The sequence below is a fragment of the Chryseobacterium sp. genome, from assembly GCF_029240215.1.
In the GTDB taxonomy this organism is placed as follows: Bacteria; Bacteroidota; Bacteroidia; order Flavobacteriales; family Weeksellaceae; genus Chryseobacterium.
In genome coordinates, this window is sequence record NZ_JARBTK010000006.1 from 1 (window position 1) to 18,059 (window position 18,059).

At 34.7% G+C, this 18,059-nt stretch carries 21 protein-coding genes and 1 pseudogene; 15 read left to right on the forward strand and 7 right to left on the reverse strand.

Going from position 1 to position 18,059, the window contains the following annotated elements; genetic code table 11:
• A pseudogene (locus K0R77_RS12615) lies at nucleotides 1-1,027 on the forward strand (hypothetical protein); the annotation flags it as partial.
• A 485-nt stretch (nucleotides 1,028-1,512) separates the two neighbouring features.
• On the opposite strand, the gene K0R77_RS12620 reads toward K0R77_RS12615, so the two are convergent.
• Nucleotides 1,513-2,721 carry a serine hydrolase gene (locus K0R77_RS12620; RefSeq protein WP_300352843.1) on the reverse strand — a complete coding sequence of 403 codons (1,209 nt, stop codon included), beginning with the start codon at nucleotides 2,719-2,721 and terminating at the stop codon, nucleotides 1,513-1,515.
• A 48-nt stretch (nucleotides 2,722-2,769) separates the two neighbouring features.
• A complete protein-coding gene (locus K0R77_RS12625; RefSeq protein WP_300352846.1) occupies nucleotides 2,770-3,369 on the reverse strand; it encodes a DUF6624 domain-containing protein in 600 nt (199 codons plus the stop codon).
• A 294-nt stretch (nucleotides 3,370-3,663) separates the two neighbouring features.
• Here K0R77_RS12625 and K0R77_RS12630 point away from each other — a divergent pair, with 294 nt between their 5' ends.
• The 11 genes from K0R77_RS12630 (at nucleotide 3,664) to K0R77_RS12680 (ending at nucleotide 12,249) form a co-directional block, all read left to right on the forward strand.
• The gene (locus tag K0R77_RS12630; RefSeq protein WP_300352849.1) at nucleotides 3,664-4,419 is read left to right on the forward strand and encodes an SDR family oxidoreductase; all 756 of its coding nucleotides are present in this window, start codon (nucleotides 3,664-3,666) and stop codon (nucleotides 4,417-4,419) included.
• A gap of 74 nt (nucleotides 4,420-4,493) precedes the next feature.
• On the forward strand, nucleotides 4,494-5,243 hold the full coding sequence (locus tag K0R77_RS12635) for a type 1 glutamine amidotransferase domain-containing protein (RefSeq protein WP_300352852.1): 750 nt from the start codon (nucleotides 4,494-4,496) through the stop codon (nucleotides 5,241-5,243).
• Nucleotides 5,244-5,379: 136 nt separating this feature from the next.
• Nucleotides 5,380-6,066, forward strand: coding sequence for a DUF2490 domain-containing protein (locus tag K0R77_RS12640; protein ID WP_300352855.1), 687 nt, complete (start codon nucleotides 5,380-5,382; stop codon nucleotides 6,064-6,066).
• 28 nt (nucleotides 6,067-6,094) lie between these two features.
• The gene (locus tag K0R77_RS12645; protein ID WP_300352857.1) at nucleotides 6,095-7,468 is read left to right on the forward strand and encodes an aldehyde dehydrogenase family protein; all 1,374 of its coding nucleotides are present in this window, start codon (nucleotides 6,095-6,097) and stop codon (nucleotides 7,466-7,468) included.
• Nucleotides 7,469-7,571: 103 nt separating this feature from the next.
• Nucleotides 7,572-7,919 (forward strand): DoxX family protein, encoded by a 348-nt coding sequence (locus K0R77_RS12650; RefSeq protein WP_300352860.1) that lies wholly within the window; start codon nucleotides 7,572-7,574, stop codon nucleotides 7,917-7,919.
• A 159-nt stretch (nucleotides 7,920-8,078) separates the two neighbouring features.
• Complete coding sequence (locus tag K0R77_RS12655) at nucleotides 8,079-8,399, forward strand: hypothetical protein (RefSeq protein WP_300352862.1); 321 nt, start codon at nucleotides 8,079-8,081, stop codon at nucleotides 8,397-8,399.
• Between the two features lie 84 nt (nucleotides 8,400-8,483).
• Nucleotides 8,484-9,161 (forward strand): potassium channel family protein, encoded by a 678-nt coding sequence (locus K0R77_RS12660; protein ID WP_300352864.1) that lies wholly within the window; start codon nucleotides 8,484-8,486, stop codon nucleotides 9,159-9,161.
• A 21-nt stretch (nucleotides 9,162-9,182) separates the two neighbouring features.
• On the forward strand, nucleotides 9,183-9,809 hold the full coding sequence (locus K0R77_RS12665) for a TMEM175 family protein (RefSeq protein ID WP_300352867.1): 627 nt from the start codon (nucleotides 9,183-9,185) through the stop codon (nucleotides 9,807-9,809).
• Nucleotides 9,810-9,828: 19 nt separating this feature from the next.
• On the forward strand, nucleotides 9,829-10,845 hold the full coding sequence (locus K0R77_RS12670; protein WP_300352869.1) for a bestrophin family protein: 1,017 nt from the start codon (nucleotides 9,829-9,831) through the stop codon (nucleotides 10,843-10,845).
• Nucleotides 10,846-10,991: 146 nt separating this feature from the next.
• Complete coding sequence (locus K0R77_RS12675; RefSeq protein WP_300352872.1) at nucleotides 10,992-11,363, forward strand: GxxExxY protein; 372 nt, start codon at nucleotides 10,992-10,994, stop codon at nucleotides 11,361-11,363.
• Between the two features lie 151 nt (nucleotides 11,364-11,514).
• Nucleotides 11,515-12,249, forward strand: coding sequence for a hypothetical protein (locus tag K0R77_RS12680; protein WP_300352875.1), 735 nt, complete (start codon nucleotides 11,515-11,517; stop codon nucleotides 12,247-12,249).
• Between the two features lie 350 nt (nucleotides 12,250-12,599).
• On the opposite strand, the gene K0R77_RS12685 is transcribed toward K0R77_RS12680, so the two are convergent.
• From K0R77_RS12685 to queG, 3 genes are all read right to left on the reverse strand, one after another.
• Complete coding sequence (locus tag K0R77_RS12685; RefSeq protein WP_300352878.1) at nucleotides 12,600-13,283, reverse strand: murein L,D-transpeptidase catalytic domain-containing protein; 684 nt, start codon at nucleotides 13,281-13,283, stop codon at nucleotides 12,600-12,602.
• Nucleotides 13,258-13,941: a TIGR02117 family protein gene (locus K0R77_RS12690; protein ID WP_300352881.1), complete on the reverse strand. Its 684-nt coding sequence runs from the start codon at nucleotides 13,939-13,941 to the stop codon at nucleotides 13,258-13,260. The genes K0R77_RS12685 and K0R77_RS12690 overlap by 26 nt, the downstream gene beginning before the upstream one ends.
• A 373-nt stretch (nucleotides 13,942-14,314) precedes the next feature.
• Entirely contained in the window at nucleotides 14,315-15,247 is a 933-nt protein-coding gene (queG, locus tag K0R77_RS12695) for a tRNA epoxyqueuosine(34) reductase QueG (protein WP_300352884.1), read from the reverse strand.
• Nucleotides 15,248-15,352: 105 nt separating this feature from the next.
• On the opposite strand from queG, the gene K0R77_RS12700 reads away from it, so the two are divergent.
• On the forward strand, nucleotides 15,353-15,652 hold the full coding sequence (locus K0R77_RS12700; protein WP_300352886.1) for a rhodanese-like domain-containing protein: 300 nt from the start codon (nucleotides 15,353-15,355) through the stop codon (nucleotides 15,650-15,652).
• 30 nt (nucleotides 15,653-15,682) lie between these two features.
• On the forward strand, nucleotides 15,683-16,300 hold the full coding sequence (locus K0R77_RS12705; RefSeq protein WP_300352889.1) for a hypothetical protein: 618 nt from the start codon (nucleotides 15,683-15,685) through the stop codon (nucleotides 16,298-16,300).
• A 38-nt stretch (nucleotides 16,301-16,338) separates the two neighbouring features.
• On the opposite strand, the gene K0R77_RS12710 is transcribed toward K0R77_RS12705, so the two are convergent.
• On the reverse strand, nucleotides 16,339-17,175 hold the full coding sequence (locus tag K0R77_RS12710; RefSeq protein WP_300352892.1) for a GLPGLI family protein: 837 nt from the start codon (nucleotides 17,173-17,175) through the stop codon (nucleotides 16,339-16,341).
• Between the two features lie 45 nt (nucleotides 17,176-17,220).
• Entirely contained in the window at nucleotides 17,221-17,448 is a 228-nt protein-coding gene (locus K0R77_RS12715) for a hypothetical protein (protein ID WP_300352894.1), read from the reverse strand.
• A gap of 225 nt (nucleotides 17,449-17,673) precedes the next feature.
• On the opposite strand from K0R77_RS12715, the gene K0R77_RS12720 reads away from it, so the two are divergent.
• Nucleotides 17,674-18,039: a helix-turn-helix transcriptional regulator gene (locus tag K0R77_RS12720; protein ID WP_300352897.1), complete on the forward strand. Its 366-nt coding sequence runs from the start codon at nucleotides 17,674-17,676 to the stop codon at nucleotides 18,037-18,039.
• Nucleotides 18,040-18,059 lie beyond the last annotated feature (20 nt).

Consider the following 18,059-nt stretch of genomic DNA (forward strand, 5'->3'; position numbering starts at 1 on the left):
AGATAATTCATTGTTTATTGTAGGTAACGGAGTCTCTGGTACTACAAAAAATGCCGTTGTAGTTTTAAACAATGGTAATGTGGGAATTGGGACTAATGCGCCGGGAAGACCTTTGGAGATAGAACGAGCAACTACTGTGGGTCCTAATTCAGGAATTATGCTCACTGAATATGTTGGTGCGGTAGGTGATAAAGGAGCTCAAATTAATCTTAGAAGTTCAAGAGGATCAAAAGGCGGTGAGCAACCTTTACAGAATGGAGATGTCATCGCATCTTACCTTTTTGATTATTATTCGCCAACTGGCTTTACAAACGGTGACGGCTCAAAAATTATGTCCAATTATCTAGGAGACGGTACAAACCGTAGAAATGACCTTCGATTTTTCACCACAGCAAGTACAACAGCTGCTGAGAAAATGAGACTTGATCCGGATGGTAACTTGGGTATTGGTACCGGTTCCCCAACAAACAAACTGCACGTAACAAATCCAACGGCAGGAGCCGTTCGTATAGTAGACGGTACGCAGCAGGCTGGGAGAGTATTAACCTCAGATGCTAACGGTGTTGGTACTTGGCAGGCATTGAGTATGGGCAACAAAACGGCTGTAGTACATTTTAGTGGAACCCAAAGTATTGCCAATACATCAGTTGTTGGAGCAACAGCATCCAAAGAAAATCTTACCGGGAGTATTATCTCCAATGATATAGGAGCAGGTGTCTCTGCAAGCAGCGGCAATCTGAATCTGCAGGCAGGTAAATATATGATATTTATTACCCATGATGTAGATGCCGGAGAGTACTGTATTTTTGAGGTCAAGAGAAATGATGGTACTAGCATGTATCAAACCTATTATGGGGAGATGCTGAACACTTCTTTCCTTGTAGATATGCCAAGTGATGGTTTTATATCTTTTTATGCGCTTGGTTTGGTTGGGACACTTAATCCTAGTCCTACATACTATTTGCAGGCTGCTGATTATACTAATGTGCCAATAAATAATCACGTTACTGTATTGAAGCTTAATTGATAAGTGTTTAGTCTTGTCATCAGCCTTGTCAAGGTTTCGAAATCTTAATAATAAAAACCGGAACATTTGATTGTTCCGGTTTTTTTATACTGAGCTTGTCTAAATAAGGATTATAGAATGTGGGATTTAATCCAAGATTAATCTCGCAGCTTAACTAATCTTACTTTTAAACACAAACACCTGTCGGGTCTCTAAGACCAGGCAGGTGTTTTTCATAAGAGGTATTCATAAACCACCCTTTAAAAACTACACAAAAACCACCCCGCCGTTCGGGCACCCCTCCGGAAGAGGGGAATTATGTACGCATAGAGATTTTCTTCACAAAAAAAATATCCCTTTCCGCAGTGCTAAATTCCCTTTCATTTCACGGTGCTAAATTCCCCTTCTCTGGAGGGGTGGCAAAAATTAAAAATTTTTGACGGGGTGGTTTTTTAAAACATCACCACAGCAAACCACTGATTGGATGTCACACATTCCTCAACCAATTACTGCTTTTTATTTTTTAATTCTAAACCATATTTATATAAATCTTCATAAATATCGAAAAAAACATCTTCTTCAGCTTCACTTAATGAGGTGTTGAAAAATACAATTACGGCAATTTCTTTGTTTAAATCTGAAAGCATAAATGTTCGCACTCCAGGGTCGGAACCATTATGTCCAATCCTTTTTCCACCCATTTTCGTTGCCCAGAAAATCCCGGAATTCAGCTTGTCCAGTTTTACATTGTCAGGTTTATCAGATTCAGTAAATTGAAATCTGAGCATTTCTGTTGTCAATTCCTTTTTCAGTAAAACTGTGTTGTTATATTTACCGTCATTCAACAGCGTAATAAAAAATCTTGACAATTCATTCACCGAAGTACGCACACCTCCATCAGGATAAGTAGTCCCTTCGTACAAAGCTATTGACTGTATGCTGCTGCCTTTCTTCTCATAAAGTCTGGAATGATTTTTCATGTTGATTTCCGCCAAATTCCAGCCTGAATTTACCATTTTTAAAGGTTTAAAAATATACTGTTTACTATATTCATTCAGCTTTTTCCCGGTTCTTAACTCAATGATATATCCTGCCAAACCGGCTCCAATATTAGAATAATCACGGTTTGTACCGGGTTTCGCATTTAGAAAATTATCTTTTGAATAATGTTTACCTCCCTCTGAGAAATAGTTTTTCAAAAAGTCACCTAAAGCTTCAGGCTTTTGACCATTATAGTAGTATGTACTGTCGGTATAAAACGGATAGCGGTCTGCAAGGCTTGACGTATGTGTTGTCAATTGCCTTAATGTAATTTTTTCATCGGGAAAATTAGGATTTATAACCTTAAAAGGCAAATATCTATTAATGTCTTCATCCAGAGAAACCTTCCCCTCTTCTACTGCTTTCATGATACAAAATCCTGTAAAAGTTTTGCTTATGGAAGCAATATTCATAATGGTGGAAGTTGTAAAGGGAATTTTGTTCTCTTTATCAGCGTAGCCATAGCCATTCGTCCAGACTAATTTTTTATCTATAATAACTGCAGCACCAATACCTACAATTCCTGCATTAACCATTTTCTTTTCTATCAGGCTGTCAATGGATTTGCTTTTAGACTGATAATTCTTCGCAACACTCTGAGCCGGAAGATTGTAACTGCAAATCATTGCGATCAATAAAAAAATTGTCGTGAGTGTAGGTTTAATTTGTTTCATAAATAATTAATGATTTAATATAAAATGAGTTGCCGATTTATGTTGATTTTATTTTGTCCATCCTACAGATTTTTTCCAATCTTCCATTTCTTTTTTTCTGAAATGAAAGTCTTTTGGAGGCTGATGGTTTTCATTTTCGGCTTGTCTTCTGATAATTTCCGTCTGTTCTTCTATGGTGTTTAATCCAATGGATTTTCTCCTTTGATTTACTTTGTTTAATTCGTCAATGAGATTCGGACTTAATTCACCATTTTCGTCCCAGTCAAACTGAGTTCCATACAATTGAGGTTTATTTTCAAATACAGCTATTCTGTCGGTCAGATACGCCAAATTTCGTGGATCGGCTTTATCTTTTCTCACCGCTTCATCTAAAAGTCTGACACACTTTTTCATAAAGTCAGGCTGTCCTATCGAATGTTGAATAATTAGCCAGGCTGCGTAAGCTGCTTCCTTTCCCACTTTTTCAACTGTAGGATATCCTATGTCGTCAATGATTTCATCCAGTTTTCCAGCGTTTTTGTTGTGCAGTTTGGCCATTTCTTCGTTATAACCTTCCCCAAGTTTTCCACTCGCAATCAATTTTTCCCTAAGCTCCAGATCTGCGTTTTTCAACGCTATTATGATGTCAGAAATACTTCTGTGATCCATTTATCAACTTTTATTTCTTTCAAAATTAACAATAAAAACTACCACTACATCGGAATCTGTTTGAATTAAACTTAAATTAATTAAATATTATTTCAAACTATTTTATAATTCTCAAGAGCTACAATCTTTTTAATTAGTCATTGCATTTTATCATGATTACAGGCTATATTTCAATTGATATGAATTAAAAAAAAACAAAAGGAATTCCGAAATTCTCACATCTTCCGAAAAGTTCACCATACAAATATGATTTCCATTGCTGACTTTTGTATGAAAACATATAAAATTTATACAATGTCAAGAAACGATTTAAAAGGTAAAGTAGTATTAATTGCCGGAGGTGGAAAAAACCTTGGTGGATTGTTAAGTAAAGATTTTGCAACAAAAGGAGCAAAACTAGCAATACACTATAACAGTGAAGGTTCAAGAGCTGAAAGCGAAAAAACCTTAGCAGAAGTGCAAGCTTTGGGTGCAGAAGCATTTTTGTTTCAAGGCGATTTAACCAAAGTAGAAAATATCACCAAATTTTTTGATGAGACTATTGCTAAGTTCGGAGGTATAGATATCGCTATCAATACTGTTGGGATGGTGCTTAAGAAACCCTTTACAGAAACTACTGAAGCGGAATATGATACCATGTTCGGAGTTAACTCTAAGTCAGCTTATTTCTTTTTGCAAGAAGCTGGGAAAAAATTGAACGATAATGGTAAGATCTGTACGATCGTAACTTCATTATTGGCAGCTTATACAGGGCTTTATTCTACCTATGCTGGCGCAAAAGCCCCTGTAGAGCATTTTACGAGAGCGGCTTCTAAAGAATTTGGAAGCAGAGGGATTTCCGTAACAGCGGTTGCTCCTGGTCCTATGGACACACCTTTTTTCTATGGTCAGGAAAGCGACGATGCTGTAGCTTATCATAAATCTGCAGCTGCTTTAGGAGGTTTGACAGACATCAAGGATATTGCTCCATTGGTAGAATTCTTGGTAACAGAAGGTTGGTGGATCACTGGTCAAACGATCTTTGCTAATGGTGGTTACACTACAAGATAATCTATTGAAAACTGGCAGTTAAGCAAACTTAATTGCCGTTTTTTTTCTTTTCTTAATTAAAATTCAAACAAATTATGAGCAACAATGTAATAAGAAAACAACCCAAGCATACTTTTCCTAAAAAAAAGATTTTGTGCTTGGTTTCAAATCCCGCACAACTTCACGGAATGGAAGTTGGATTTTTTGCTGAAGAAATGACACGTCCGTTTTTCGATTTTGTAAATGCAGGTTATGATGTGGATGTGGCTTCTCCTTGGGGCGGAAAAGTAGTTTTTGACGGCCATAGCAACCCAGAAAACCCAAAAGGTGCTTATCCAAACGACCTGATAAGTATCGGTTTTGTGCATCACAAAGAATTTAGCAAATGGATGGACAACACTATTCCTATTTCTGATATAAACGTTGACAATTATGATGCGGTTTGTGTATCGGGCGGTGGTGCTCCGTTGATTAACTTTAAAGATGATGAAAAACTGCACAAACTCATTGCTGATTTTTATGAAGCAGGAAAAATTACTTGTTTGATTTGTCACGGAACTTCTTTATTGCTATGGACAAAATTAAGCGACGGAACACTTTTGGCAGATGGCAAAACCTGGACCGGATTTGCAGATAGCGAAGAAAATATGATTAACGAAATGTTTGGAATGACGGTAAACGATTACACCATCGAAACCGAAGCCCGAAAAAACCCGAATACCAATTTTGAAGTTGCAGGACCATTGGAGCCATTTGCAATCAGAGATGGAAGACTAATCACAGCCCAACAACAACACAGTAGCTTTTTGGCATCGGAATTAGTTATTGAAGCATTGTCTGAATAAAAGTTTAATCTTCTTTATGTAAAAAGGAAAATGACCAGAGATTATTTCCCTTTTTGGTTTAGAAATATGCAATAATTACAGTGATTTTATTGTAAATATATTCATTTCATTCTTAAACTTTAGGATTCCATTTACAATGAAATTAAAAACTATCTTAAAAACATTTAAAACAGCAGCATTAACTATGATGCTGTTTGCTTTTTCGGCACAGCATCTAAAGGCTCAGGATATTGATGGTGTCAGTTCATTTTTAGTAGCTGGTGTCAGTATGAATATTCCTAAAAATAATAAATTGCTCATTTATGGTGGTTTTAGCCCTACTGATAAAGTAAAAGCGCTTTTGGTATTGCCAAATTTTAGAATAAACAAATATTTAACGCTTACACCCGGCTATACTCACGTAAATGTAGATTTGGATAACGGCAGTACATTAGTAGAAAACCAACTATTGGCTATGGCTACACTATCTTTTCCCATTGCAAAAAACTGGACGATTGCTGACCGAAATATGTATTTCAACCGATTTAGGAGGGGTGACAACCTCTCATTTTATAGAAACCGATTAGGAGTGATCCACAAAACCGAACTTTTTAAAAAACAAGTCAGCGTTTTTTTGCACAACGAAGTGTATTTCAGTCTTGATAATGGACAATTTGTACGAAATCGAATGGTTTTAGGTAGCGACATAAAACTTTTTAAATGGCTCACACCACAAGTAATGTGTATGCTACAAAGTGACAAAGCAAGTGGCCATAGGATTTTAGGCTGGTTAGTTTTTACCGTGCCTTTAGAGAATTTTTTTAAAACTGAATTCAGCAATTAACATTTAGACAAGCAAAAAACATAAAATTATGAACGAATACCAATCAATTTTCGACACGCAAAAAGAATTTTTTTATACCGATGCCACCAAAACCCACGAATGGCGGATAGACCAACTCAACAGACTGGAAAAAATGCTTACAGAAAACCAAGATGTTTTTTGTCAGGCTTTAAAAACCGATTTCAACAAACCGCCATTTGAGCAATTGTTCGAAATTACGGTTCCGCTTGGCAACATCAAATATTACAAAGAAAACCTGAAACAACTAATGGCTCCGGAACAGGTTGCTATCCCAAAAGGCTTGGAAGAAACGGGCAACAAAGGTGTTATTTACAAAGAACCTTTTGGCGTAACCTTGGTTATTGGGCCATTTAATGCTCCCATTTTATTGTTGCTCGACCCTGCAATTGCGGCTTTGGCGGCAGGAAATCCGGTTATTCTGAAACCAGCCAATACAACACCTACTGTCGCTGCACTTTTTCAAGATTTAATTCCAAAATATTTTGAACCCGAAGCTGTAAATATCGTTACAGGAGGAAGAGAGGAAATTACCGCATTATTGGAGTTGCCTTTTGATTTCATCTTCTTTACAGGAAGTTCTGCCGTGGGCAAAGTGGTAATGCGAGCTGCTGCCGAAAACCTAACGCCAATCGTGTTAGAATTGGGCGGTCAAAACCCGACGGTTGTAGATGAAACGGCTAACCTTGACATTGCGGTTGACCGAATTCTTTGGGGACATATGGCGATTTCCGGACAGTGGTGCATCGCTCCGGGTTATGTGTATGTACACGAAAGTATCGCCGATGAATTTATTGATAAGCTGAAAAAAGCAACCATCAAAATGTATGGCGAAGACCCAAGTCAAAGCCCTGATTTTGCAAGGATGATTAGCGAACACGATACCGAAAGAGTGGCATCGTATATCATTCCTGAAAAAGTAGTTTTGGGCGGACGTTTTGATGTGAAAGCCAGATATGTAGAACCAACTATTTTGTATCCGAGCACTTGGGACGATCCCGCGATGCAACAGGAAATTTTTGGACCAGTTTTTCCCATTTTAGTGTATAAAGATTTGAAAGAAATTGTAGAAATCATCAAACGCAAACCCAAATCTTTGGCGGCATATTTCTTCAGCAAAAATCAGGCGAATATCGATTATTTCATCAATTCGGTTTCTTTTGGAGGCGGTTGTATCAATCAAACCAATCTGCATTGCTGGATAGACAGCTTGCCTTTTGGCGGTGTGGGTTATGCCGGAATGGGGAAATATTATGGCAAGGCAGGTTTTGACGCACTAAGCAATACAAAAGCAATGTTGATAGGCAATCCCGATTTAGAACTGGATGTTTTTCCGCCTTATGAAGGAAAAGATATTGCTAAAAATTTAAGTGTTTTTGGATGATTAGATTGCCAGATGCACGAATGAGATTTAATAAAAACATCTGTGCATCCGTGACATTAATCTAATAAAAACAACTCATAATAAACAATAAAATTCAAAAACTATGATACTAAAAATTATTAACTCCGCCTTAATTCTCGTAGCCGTTTTTATGGGCTTCAAACAAGGCTATGCAATGCTTTCGGGCAAGCCTGAAATGGTAGAAATGTTCAGCAAATGGAATTTTTCCAAAACTGCACTAATGATAAACGGAGCGGTTACAATCGTTTCAGCCATCTTAATTCTGTTTCCCAAAACATTTGTTTATGGCAATTTCTTAATGGCAACGGGCATTTTATTAATCATCTGCCTTCATTTGTTAGATAAGGATTTAAAAGGTGTGGCTATAGAATTACCTTTTCTATTGCTAAATCTGGTTATCATTTACCTACAGCATCCACTGAAAAACTAATACTTAAGAGATTAATTATTAGTGCATTTGTGGCACATAAATATCACTAAAATGAAATTAAAAACAATTATTTTCTTCTTGATTTGTTCATCGCTTACAGCTTGCGGACAAAACAAAACTCAAAAATCAGAAACAAAAACAATTCAAAAAAACAACAAAATGGATACAAGTAAATTGACAAACGAAACCGTAAAAAAAGCATTCGATGCGTGGCAAAGTGGCGACAGCAAAACTTTTCTTTCATTATTCACAGCAGATGCAACAATGACCGATGACGGAAATCCACGGAATTTTCAAGGTTATGTAAAAGATGCCTGCGGAAAAGAAATTTTCTTAACCATTGACACTGTAACAAACGACGGAAAGGACATCAAAGGAAACTTCAAAGCCGGACAATGGGGCACTTTTCCTGTCTTTTTTAAATTCCACCAAAATGCCGATGGTAAATTTTATAAGTTAGATATTGGACAGGCAAACTAAAGTATCTTTTGTCACAGATGCACAGATTTCTAAATCATTTTTAATCTGTGCATCTGTGGCATAATAAATAAACAAAAAAACCAAATGAATGAAGTGAATAAAACCATTGCTGTTTTACAAAAACGAAAGTACGAATTATTGCTTTTTGCATTAACCCAACATCTGTTTATCGGTATTTTTATTACCGATTTAGATTTTTACACGAGGGTAATTTGGCCCATCAATATGCTGGTTTTGGGACTGGGAAGCATTTTTATGTTTACGGGAAAACACAGTTGGAGACATTGGTTCCGTAATATTCAATTTATTGTGGTGCTATTGTTGCCTATCGGGATACCGTTTTTTAAAGATATTCCGTGGTATTTTACTTTACTGAATATCAACTATGTTATATTTTTTGCCTTTCTGTTTATAGAATTACTGCGGTTTTTGCTAAAACCAGGATACATCAACACCGATATTATTTCGGCATCTGTTTGCGGTTATTTTTTATTGATAGAAATATCCGTTTTTATGTTGCAGTATTTTATGTACCAAAACCCACAATCTTTTAAAGGAATGGATACCTCTTCGCCTGCTTCCATTTATACCGACTTGGTTTATTTCTGTTCGATAACCTTTACCAGCATTGGCTTTGGCGACATTACACCCAATAATCACGTTACCAAACTCATCACTTCTTTTATCGGCATTGCCGGACAGTTTTACAGTGTGATTTTGGTGGGTATTCTTTTAAGTAAATTTTCAAACAAGGCAGATTAAATCAATTAATAATTAAAAAAAATGACACCTTACAATAAATTAGCAGGACAAAGCACAGGTAGGATTGAAGCGTTGAGCGATGCCGTTTTTGCTGTGGCGATGACCCTTTTGGTACTGGAAATAAAAGTGCCCGAGTTTCACGAAAAAATTACCGATAAAAAACTGATGTCAGGTTTTTTGGACCTGATGCCGAAATTTCTGGTCTATTTTTTAAGTTTTATTACTGCCGGAATATTTTGGGTAGGTCAATCTGCACAGTTTAAATATATCAAAAACAGCGACAGGAATATCACTTGGTTTAATTTATTGTTCCTGCTTTTCATCTCTGTTTTGCCATTTTCTACCGCTTTTTTGGGCGATCATATTTCTTCTAAGTTTTCAATCTTTTTGTATTGGTTAAATATTTTTCTTTTAGGAACGATGCTCTACATCAATTGGGAATATGCCAGAAAAAACAACTTTATTTCGGAAGAGATGAAGGAAACAGTTTATAGTCCTTTAAAAAGGCGGATGATTTGGTCACAGATACTCTATTTTGCCGGAGCTTTGTTGTGCTTTATCAATATTTATTTAAGTATTATAGCCATTATTGCTATTCAGCTTAATCAGGCTTTTGCCTTTATCGGAAACAAAAAACAAGACGCTTAAATGCTAAAAATTTAAAATCGTGAACATATCAAGCCATTACAAACTCCTACACTTCATCCCGTGGACGAGAACGAAGATTTACAGAATGCTTTTATTGAGCGTTGTTCCAACCGCATTATTTTATTTTTTAGACATAAAATGGTTGGCAATTCCGTGGGTTCCGGTGGCGTTGTTGGGTACGGCAACCGCTTTCATTTCGGGGTTTAAAAATACCCAAACCTATAACCGAAGTTGGGAAGCCCGACAAATTTATGGTGCAATCATCAACAGTAGCAGAGCTTTTGGGATAATGGTGAAAGATTTTATCCGTTCAGAAGATAAAACGCTCGAAAAACAACTTCATCAGGAAATTATTTACCGCCATTTTGCCTGGCTCACCGCATTGCGATTTCAACTTCGGGAAACAAAAAGCTGGGAAAACGTAAAAACCAAGAGCTATAACCGTGAGTATCTCAACTATTATAAAGTTCCTGAATGGGAAAGCAGTTTGGATGAAGAATTAAAACCGTTTTTAAATGAAGAAGAACGCCAATATATTTTGTCGACCAAAAACAGGGCTACTCAAATCATTGTCCAACAGTCATCCATATTCAAAAAATTGAATGAAACTGGCGTGATTTCCGATTACAATTATGTAGCCTTAGAAAATCAATTAAAAGATTTGTACGACCAACAAGGCAAGTGCGAACGGATTAAAAATTTCCCTTATCCACGTCAGTTTTCGAGCATCAATATTTATTTTACCAACTTATTTTGTATCCTGTTGCCGTTTGGGTTCATTGGTGAATTTTCAAAAATGATTAAAGATTTTGGAGAAAATATTGTTTGGTTGACCATTCCTTTCAGTATCATTTTGGGCTGGGTCTTTTTGGTTTTAGAACAAATAGGCGAAAGCACCGAAAACCCTTTTGAAGGCAGTGCAAACGATATTCCGATTACACAGATTAGCAGAAATATAGAAATTGATTTAAGGGAAATGCTGGGCGAAAAAGATTTGCCACCGGCGATTGCAACGCAGAATAACATTGTGTTGTAAAAAAGCCACGGATTCACAGATGAAGATTTCAAAAATAATCTGTGCATTTATGGCAAAAAAATGTTGTATTAGAAATTTAAAACAAAGAAATCAGCAGAGGGCATTAATAAAAAAATCTGTGCATCTGTGGCAAAAAAAATTAAAAAATGGAATTTCTATTAAAAGAAGAAACTTATAAAATTATAGGCATTTGTATGGAGGTGCATAATACCCTTGGTGCAGGGTTTTTAGAAATTGTTTACAAAGATGCTCTAGAAATTGAATTTAGCCGAGCTGGAATATTTTATGAAAGAGAAAAGCAATATGAAGTAAATTACAAAGGCATAATTCTTCCTCATAAATTTTACGCTGATTTTGTAGTTTTTGATAAAGTTATTTTAGAAATTAAAGGAACAAAAGATATTGCAAATGAGCACATTGCACAAGCTATCAATTATTTAAAAGTTTCACAGAACAAAATTGCATTGATAGTAAACTTCGGAGAATTAAAATTGAATTATAAAAGATTGATTTTGTAGAATATGTCACAGATGCACGGATGAAATACATCTTGGTGTGTTATTGAGCAATGTAAATAAGAAAAAAAGCCACAGATGCACAGATAAGATCATTAAAACAAAAAATTTGTGCATCTGTGGCAATTAAAAAAAATTTAAAAAAACAACTATTATGAGTTTACAAACAGTACAAAAATGGTATCCAAACGTTAAAACAACCGAAGATACCGTCAACAAATTATTAGACGTAATCGAAAACAAATTAGGCTTAAAACCCAACCAACTGATGCACGCCGACAGTATGTGTTGCGATGATGTGAATGCCATTCAATATCCGCCAAGAGCATATGAAATGCTAGGACCCTTTCATATGGGAGGCTTGAATGGTTATCCGTTTGCAGGCGTTACGGGGATGAATGCCTTCGCACATCACGTTCCGGAAGATGGTGCGGTTGTAGTGTTTTATGCACCACATATCGGGATTACAAAAGATGGAACCATTGGTGAAATCCATAGAATTGGGCAAAGCGAAAATTCTGCTTGTTGCGGAGCATTAAAAGGAGCTTTGGGCAAGTTGCTGAACAACCAGATTGAAGCAGGAAACATTACTGATTTGGATTATCAAATGAACACCATCGAACAAATATTCTTGAAACAGGCAGACAGAATAAAATCGGCTAAAAATCAAATATTTGAAGCTACTGAAGTTATGTATGAAGCTATTAATGAACGTATTGAAACATTAGTAAGCAAAACAAATTATCCTTGCAAGTATGTAATTCTTATTGGAGCGATTTTCATCAATGGCGATAAGGATATGGGATCATTCTGCCAGTATAAAAAATTTGAATATATCGATCTGGAAACAATGGAGCGCAAAAGTCTGATGATGGAATATTATGAATGATTATTTATTATATGTGTTCAAAAAAATTTAATGATTAAAGCAATCTGATGATTTTTAGTTACGGGAGTGCTGGAAACAGGAATTATATTGGCATATATATCAACTGCCTTATTATCTGTCATAAACAATAATTGGTAATTGGAGCTCAAATAAATGCAATAATGAAAAAATCAAATGATTACTGTAATAACATTGAAGAGATTAGCTATTAAATTCACTGACTGTATTTGAATAATATGATTCAAATACAGTTTTTTAAGACCAAAAATTTCATTTATAAACAATACAACTATATCTCCTTAGTCTCCCATCACCAATCTATAAATTGCGTGTTTATTCGAAAGTAAATCCTATTGATAAATCCACATCAAAACCGGTTTTTGAAATCTTTGGATCATCGGATCAATTTCCCGCATCGCATTATTGGAAATCGTAGGACAGCCCCACCCTTCCGGTGAACCGTTTGGAAAAACTTCTTCGTCACTCATCAAATTCCATGAATGGAAGACTATAAACCTTTTCAAAGCATTACTATTGGTTTCTTCAAGACCCTGCATCAGATATTTAACATTGATTCCCCAATCGCTATAACCTCTTCCTGAAAGTTTATATTTTCCCAATGATGAAAGATGGCTGCCATCTTCATTGCTGAATTTTGGATTTTCTTTTGATTCATCATGACTCCACGAATTTGTCCCGCAGCCATGACCAACCAGATATTTCTTTGAAATTTTATTTTGTTTAAAATCCCAAACCACAAAACGATTCACTCCGGAATGCAGACTCATATCAATTAAGATACAGAAATCGGTATTCATCTTTCTGGCTTTACAAAATTCAAAGGCTTCTTTCGCTTTATTTTTTGTTTTAATTATGTTTAATTCAGGCTTTTGTATTTCTGTGACTATTTCATTTTTAGAAATAATGGCATCAACAATCTTTTTCGGCTCATTTTTACAAGACGAAAAAATAAACACGAGGAAAAATAGACGAATAATTCTCACAGATTTATTTATAATGTAGAAAAATCCCATAATCAGTTGGAGTCCATAATGCAGCTTTTTGTCCGGCAGCTTTTAAGGCATTGTTTGACCAGGTATTGCATGTATTGAGAAAACTGTATTTTCCCTGTGCATCGTAAAAAGCATCATTATCACTATATACAGCATTGGTCGGAATAAAAATAAAATTACCGTTTTTATCTCTGTCAAATTTAGCATCGATAAATTTAACCAATTCTTTATACTGGCTTCTGCTGATCATAATTTTCTTACAATCATTAGCTTCTGTCATCGTTTTGTAGTAAGAACAATGCATTGCAGACTCACTAAGCCAGAAAGCTGCCTTAAAAGCGGTTGAAAATTTCAGATCTGCCCAAGTTGGCGTATCCAGATAAAAACCTTTGTCGCCCCACCCTATTCCTACGTAATTGTAATCTGTTCTTTTAGATTTCGTGTTGGCAAAAGGAATCTTAGAACTCCAGTCGTACAGATCGTTTTTTACAGGCATTACAATATCTGTGTGAACGCCATTGGTGTAAATATAGATAGGAATTTCTTTTTTCTCGCCATCCTCTTTAGCCGAAACTTCTATGAAAGGAAGCGCAAGTCCCAAAAGAACATACAGCACAACAATTCCGAGGATAATTCCTAAGGTTTTTAAAATGTAAATCAATATAATTTTAGCGGTCATGTTTCTAAATCTTGATTAATAAAATTTAATTTTCAATTTTTCGTAAAAGTATTTGTTTTAATCGGAAAAATCAGTAAATTTAGATAGTAAACTTTCACAATATGCACAAAAACACGAAATCTCAGAAAAGATTCAAAGTAAGAGTAAAAACAGCTCCTAAAAGGGTACCAAAAAAACGTTGATTTTTGAGAGATTTTATCTCCTGAAAGTCAATTTTTTCTTTTATAGGAAAGGCTTTTTTTAAATTTACCGGCCATGATCTTTCTATCTCCTTAAGCTAAAACTTCAAGGCATGATCAACAACCCTCTTTATTTTTGGAACCGAAAATTCCGAACAGGATAATTAACCAATAATTTTAGCTCAAAATACAATTCAGGATCGGTCTAAAAATTCGATATTTCTCTTCAAGCCCGCAAATTTGGTCCTTTTTACAGGAGATTTTCGGAATACTTCTGAGAATAATTCTTGAGTAAGCTCTTTCCATTCTCCTTTTTTAAAGTTTTTTAAAAATTCGTTGGGCTTAAATCTGCTCTGAAGATTCGGAGCCGAAAAACGATTCCACGGACAGACATCCTGACAGATATCGCAACCGAACATCCAGTCTTCCATTCTGTCTTTGAAATAATCCGGAATCTCATCCTTCAGTTCTATCGTTGCATAGGAAATACATTTGCTTCCGTCAATAATCTTATCAGAAACAATTGCATCTGTAGGACAGGCATCAATACACTTTCTGCAGCTGCCGCAATGGTCGGTCGTCTCATTGTCTGCAATCAATTCCAGATCACAGATAATTTCAGCCAGAAAATAAAATGAACCGCTTTGTTTTGTAATTAAATTGGCATTCTTCCCCACCCAACCGATTCCCGATTTCTTTGCCCAGCTTCGTTCTAAAACCGGCGCAGAATCTACAAACACCCGGAAACCAAAATCGCCGATCTCCTGTTGTAATTCGACAACCATCTCACGAAGAATTTCTTTGATCACTTCATGATAATCTTCCGCATAAGCATACTTGGAAATTTTATAATTCTCTACAGTCGAAATCTTTTCTTCAGGAAAATAATTATATGAAAGAGAAATGACGGATTTTGAACCCTCCACCAGCAATCTCGGGTCGAGTCTTTTGTCGAAATGATTTTCCATATATTTCATTTCACCATGGAAATTGTTTTTGAGCCATTTTTCAAGATGTCGGGCATCATCTTCGAGGAAATCTGCTTTTGAGATACCACAATTCTGAAACCCAAAACTTTTGGCTTTGGCTTTTATTAATTGAGAATATTTTTCGGCAGTTGAATTCATTATTTTACATTGCAAAACTAAGATTATTTTATAAATTTGTTGCTCTTTGGATTTGTGAAAAATTCACACTCCATTTATTCATTTAACTCTAAATAAACAAATATTATGTCATTAGCAGAAGTTTTAAAATCAGGAAATTACCACTTAATCGACGTTCGTGAACCCATGGAACTTGAGATGGACGGAAGTATTGACGGTGCTCAAAATATCCCATTGGGTGAAGTAGAAGATAGAAAAGAAGAAATTTTATCTGTTGAAAAACCAGTAGTTTTATTCTGCAGAAGCGGAAACAGAAGCGGGAAAGCTTTAGATTTTCTTGAATCTCAGGGTTTGAAAGAAGGCTACAACGGCGGCGGATGGGCTGAGCTGAAAGCACATTTGGAAGCAACTCAAGGAACTTTTTAAGTTCCTTTTTTTATTTAATATCTCTTAATCATGAGTCTTAAAGAAAATTTCACCAACCTTTGTCTACAATTTAATGAAGATCATATTTTCATTGGAAATCTTTGGACAGAAATTGAAAAGAAATATTCTGAAAAAGGACGACATTATCACAACCTGACTCATCTGGAAAATATATTTTCTGAATTGGAATTGGTGAAAGATAAAATCCGGAATTTTAATACTATTTCATTTTCTGTTTTTTATCATGACGTGATTTATGATCCAACTTCAAAACTGAATGAGGAAAAAAGTGCAGAATTTGCTGAATCAAGACTTCAAAAGTTAGGTTTAAATAAAACTGATCTTGCTGAAATTTCAGAACAGATTTTAGCAACAAAACCTCATCAGAAGTCACCAAACAATGACATCAATTATTTACTGGATGCAGATTTGTCTGTTTTGGGAAAAGACCCTGAAACTTATTTAGATTATACCCAAAACATCAGAATAGAATATTCTATTTATCCTGGTTTTCTTTACAAACCGGGAAGAAAAAAGGTTTTGAAGCATTTTTTGGAGCTCGAAAGTATTTTTAAAACTGAGTATTTTATTGATAAATATGAATTTTCGGCGAGAGAAAATATTGCATTAGAACTGAAAAGTTTTTAATCTTGTTTACAATGCTCTGTTATATTTAACGACAGAATTTATTTATACGTTGGATATTTTATTACTTCAGAAATTTCAATAGGGTTGTTATTTCTCATAATAAATTCTTGTTTTTCTTTTGTCATTTGATTAATATTAGGTTTGATAAGTTCACCTGTAGAATTTTCTATCATTGCTTCTTCACTTCGCATTTCTTTATACGGGTCATTATAATAGGCCAAGCTTATTTTTACAAATTCTTTTTTAGAAATTTTAACTGCTATTAAATCGTTGAAAATATTATTAGTAGTAGTTACTTCTTCTTTAAGACTATCAAATTCAAATATATAGTTTTTTTTGGTGTCTTCTAAATACAAAATCGCACCAGGTAATCCTTCAAATAAATATGGTCCAAAATTTAATTGAATTTCATCAGTGAACCACGCTATCCAATTTCTTCCTTTGTATCTTAAAGTTGCTTTTTGACATCTATAATTACCAATTTTTTTTGTTTCATTGGTAATTTTCCAATTAAGATTATCTTTATTTTCAATTACCTTATATATGATGCTGTTTGGAGGAAAGTTATAGAATTTTGTTGTAGTAAATTCTTTTTTGTTGTTTATAACAAAGAAACTAGATTCAAGCATAGGTCTATATATCTCTTTACCTAATTTTATATTTTCGGTATAAATTGAGTCTCTTTTATAAAAATCATATGAGTAAAATTTTGAAATATTATCAGTAACTTCTAACAGCATTTTTTTTGTTGACACTGTATTTTCTGTAGAATCTGTTTTATATTTAAGATTATAAATTATCTTGAATTTTTGAGAGTAACTAATGATACTCATTAAGATATTAATTACAACAAAAGCTTTGAATACATATTTCATAATGATTTTTTTAAAGAATGGCATGATAGTCATGCCACTCCAATTTTAATAACATTTACCGTCAGATCCTGAAGAGTATGTTTCACAAATTTGACCTGCCTTCGCGTGACATGGGCCTTTTCCCGAAGATAGTATTTTTCCTTTAGAACCATCTGGATTTTTAGCATAATGTACGTGGCAATCATTTGCTGCACTGATGTCGAAAGATGCTTGAAGAGTACCTCCTTCGATTGTTTTCAAGTTATTTCTTGAAAGTTTTTTAAGAATTTTCATCTTGTTAATTTTTAATTAATACTTTGTTATATCCTATAGATCTTGAAGTATTTTGCTGATCAGCTTAATTATTTTATGTATACAGGATCCAAACACAAAATAATATTCTTTCACTATTGACAATTCAAAAATATAAATCTGCACCGAAATAATTTCAAGGTTTTTATGTGAATTTTATGTGAATATCAGAACATAAATAATATATTTGTAGTACACAAAATTTCAATGATGGTAAAAAAGAAGCTTATTCAGGCTCGTAAGGCAAAATATACTCAGGAAAACATGGCTAAAATATTACACATGACACAATCTCAATATCAAAGAAGAGAAAAAGGAGATATTAAAATTTCCGATGAAGAATGGGAACGTATAGCCAAAGCATTGGATACTAATGTTGAAAATATAAAAGAAGAAGATCCCAATGTGCATATAAACAATTACGACAATAATTCAGGAAATTATTCAGCTAGTAATAACTATTTTCATAACATTCCTGATTATATTCTTGAAAATCAACAGGAATATATAAATCTTCTGAAAAAGGAAATTCAGGATTTAAAAGAAGAAATTAAACGCTTAAAATCTGAATAAAAAGTTTTCTTAATCAATAT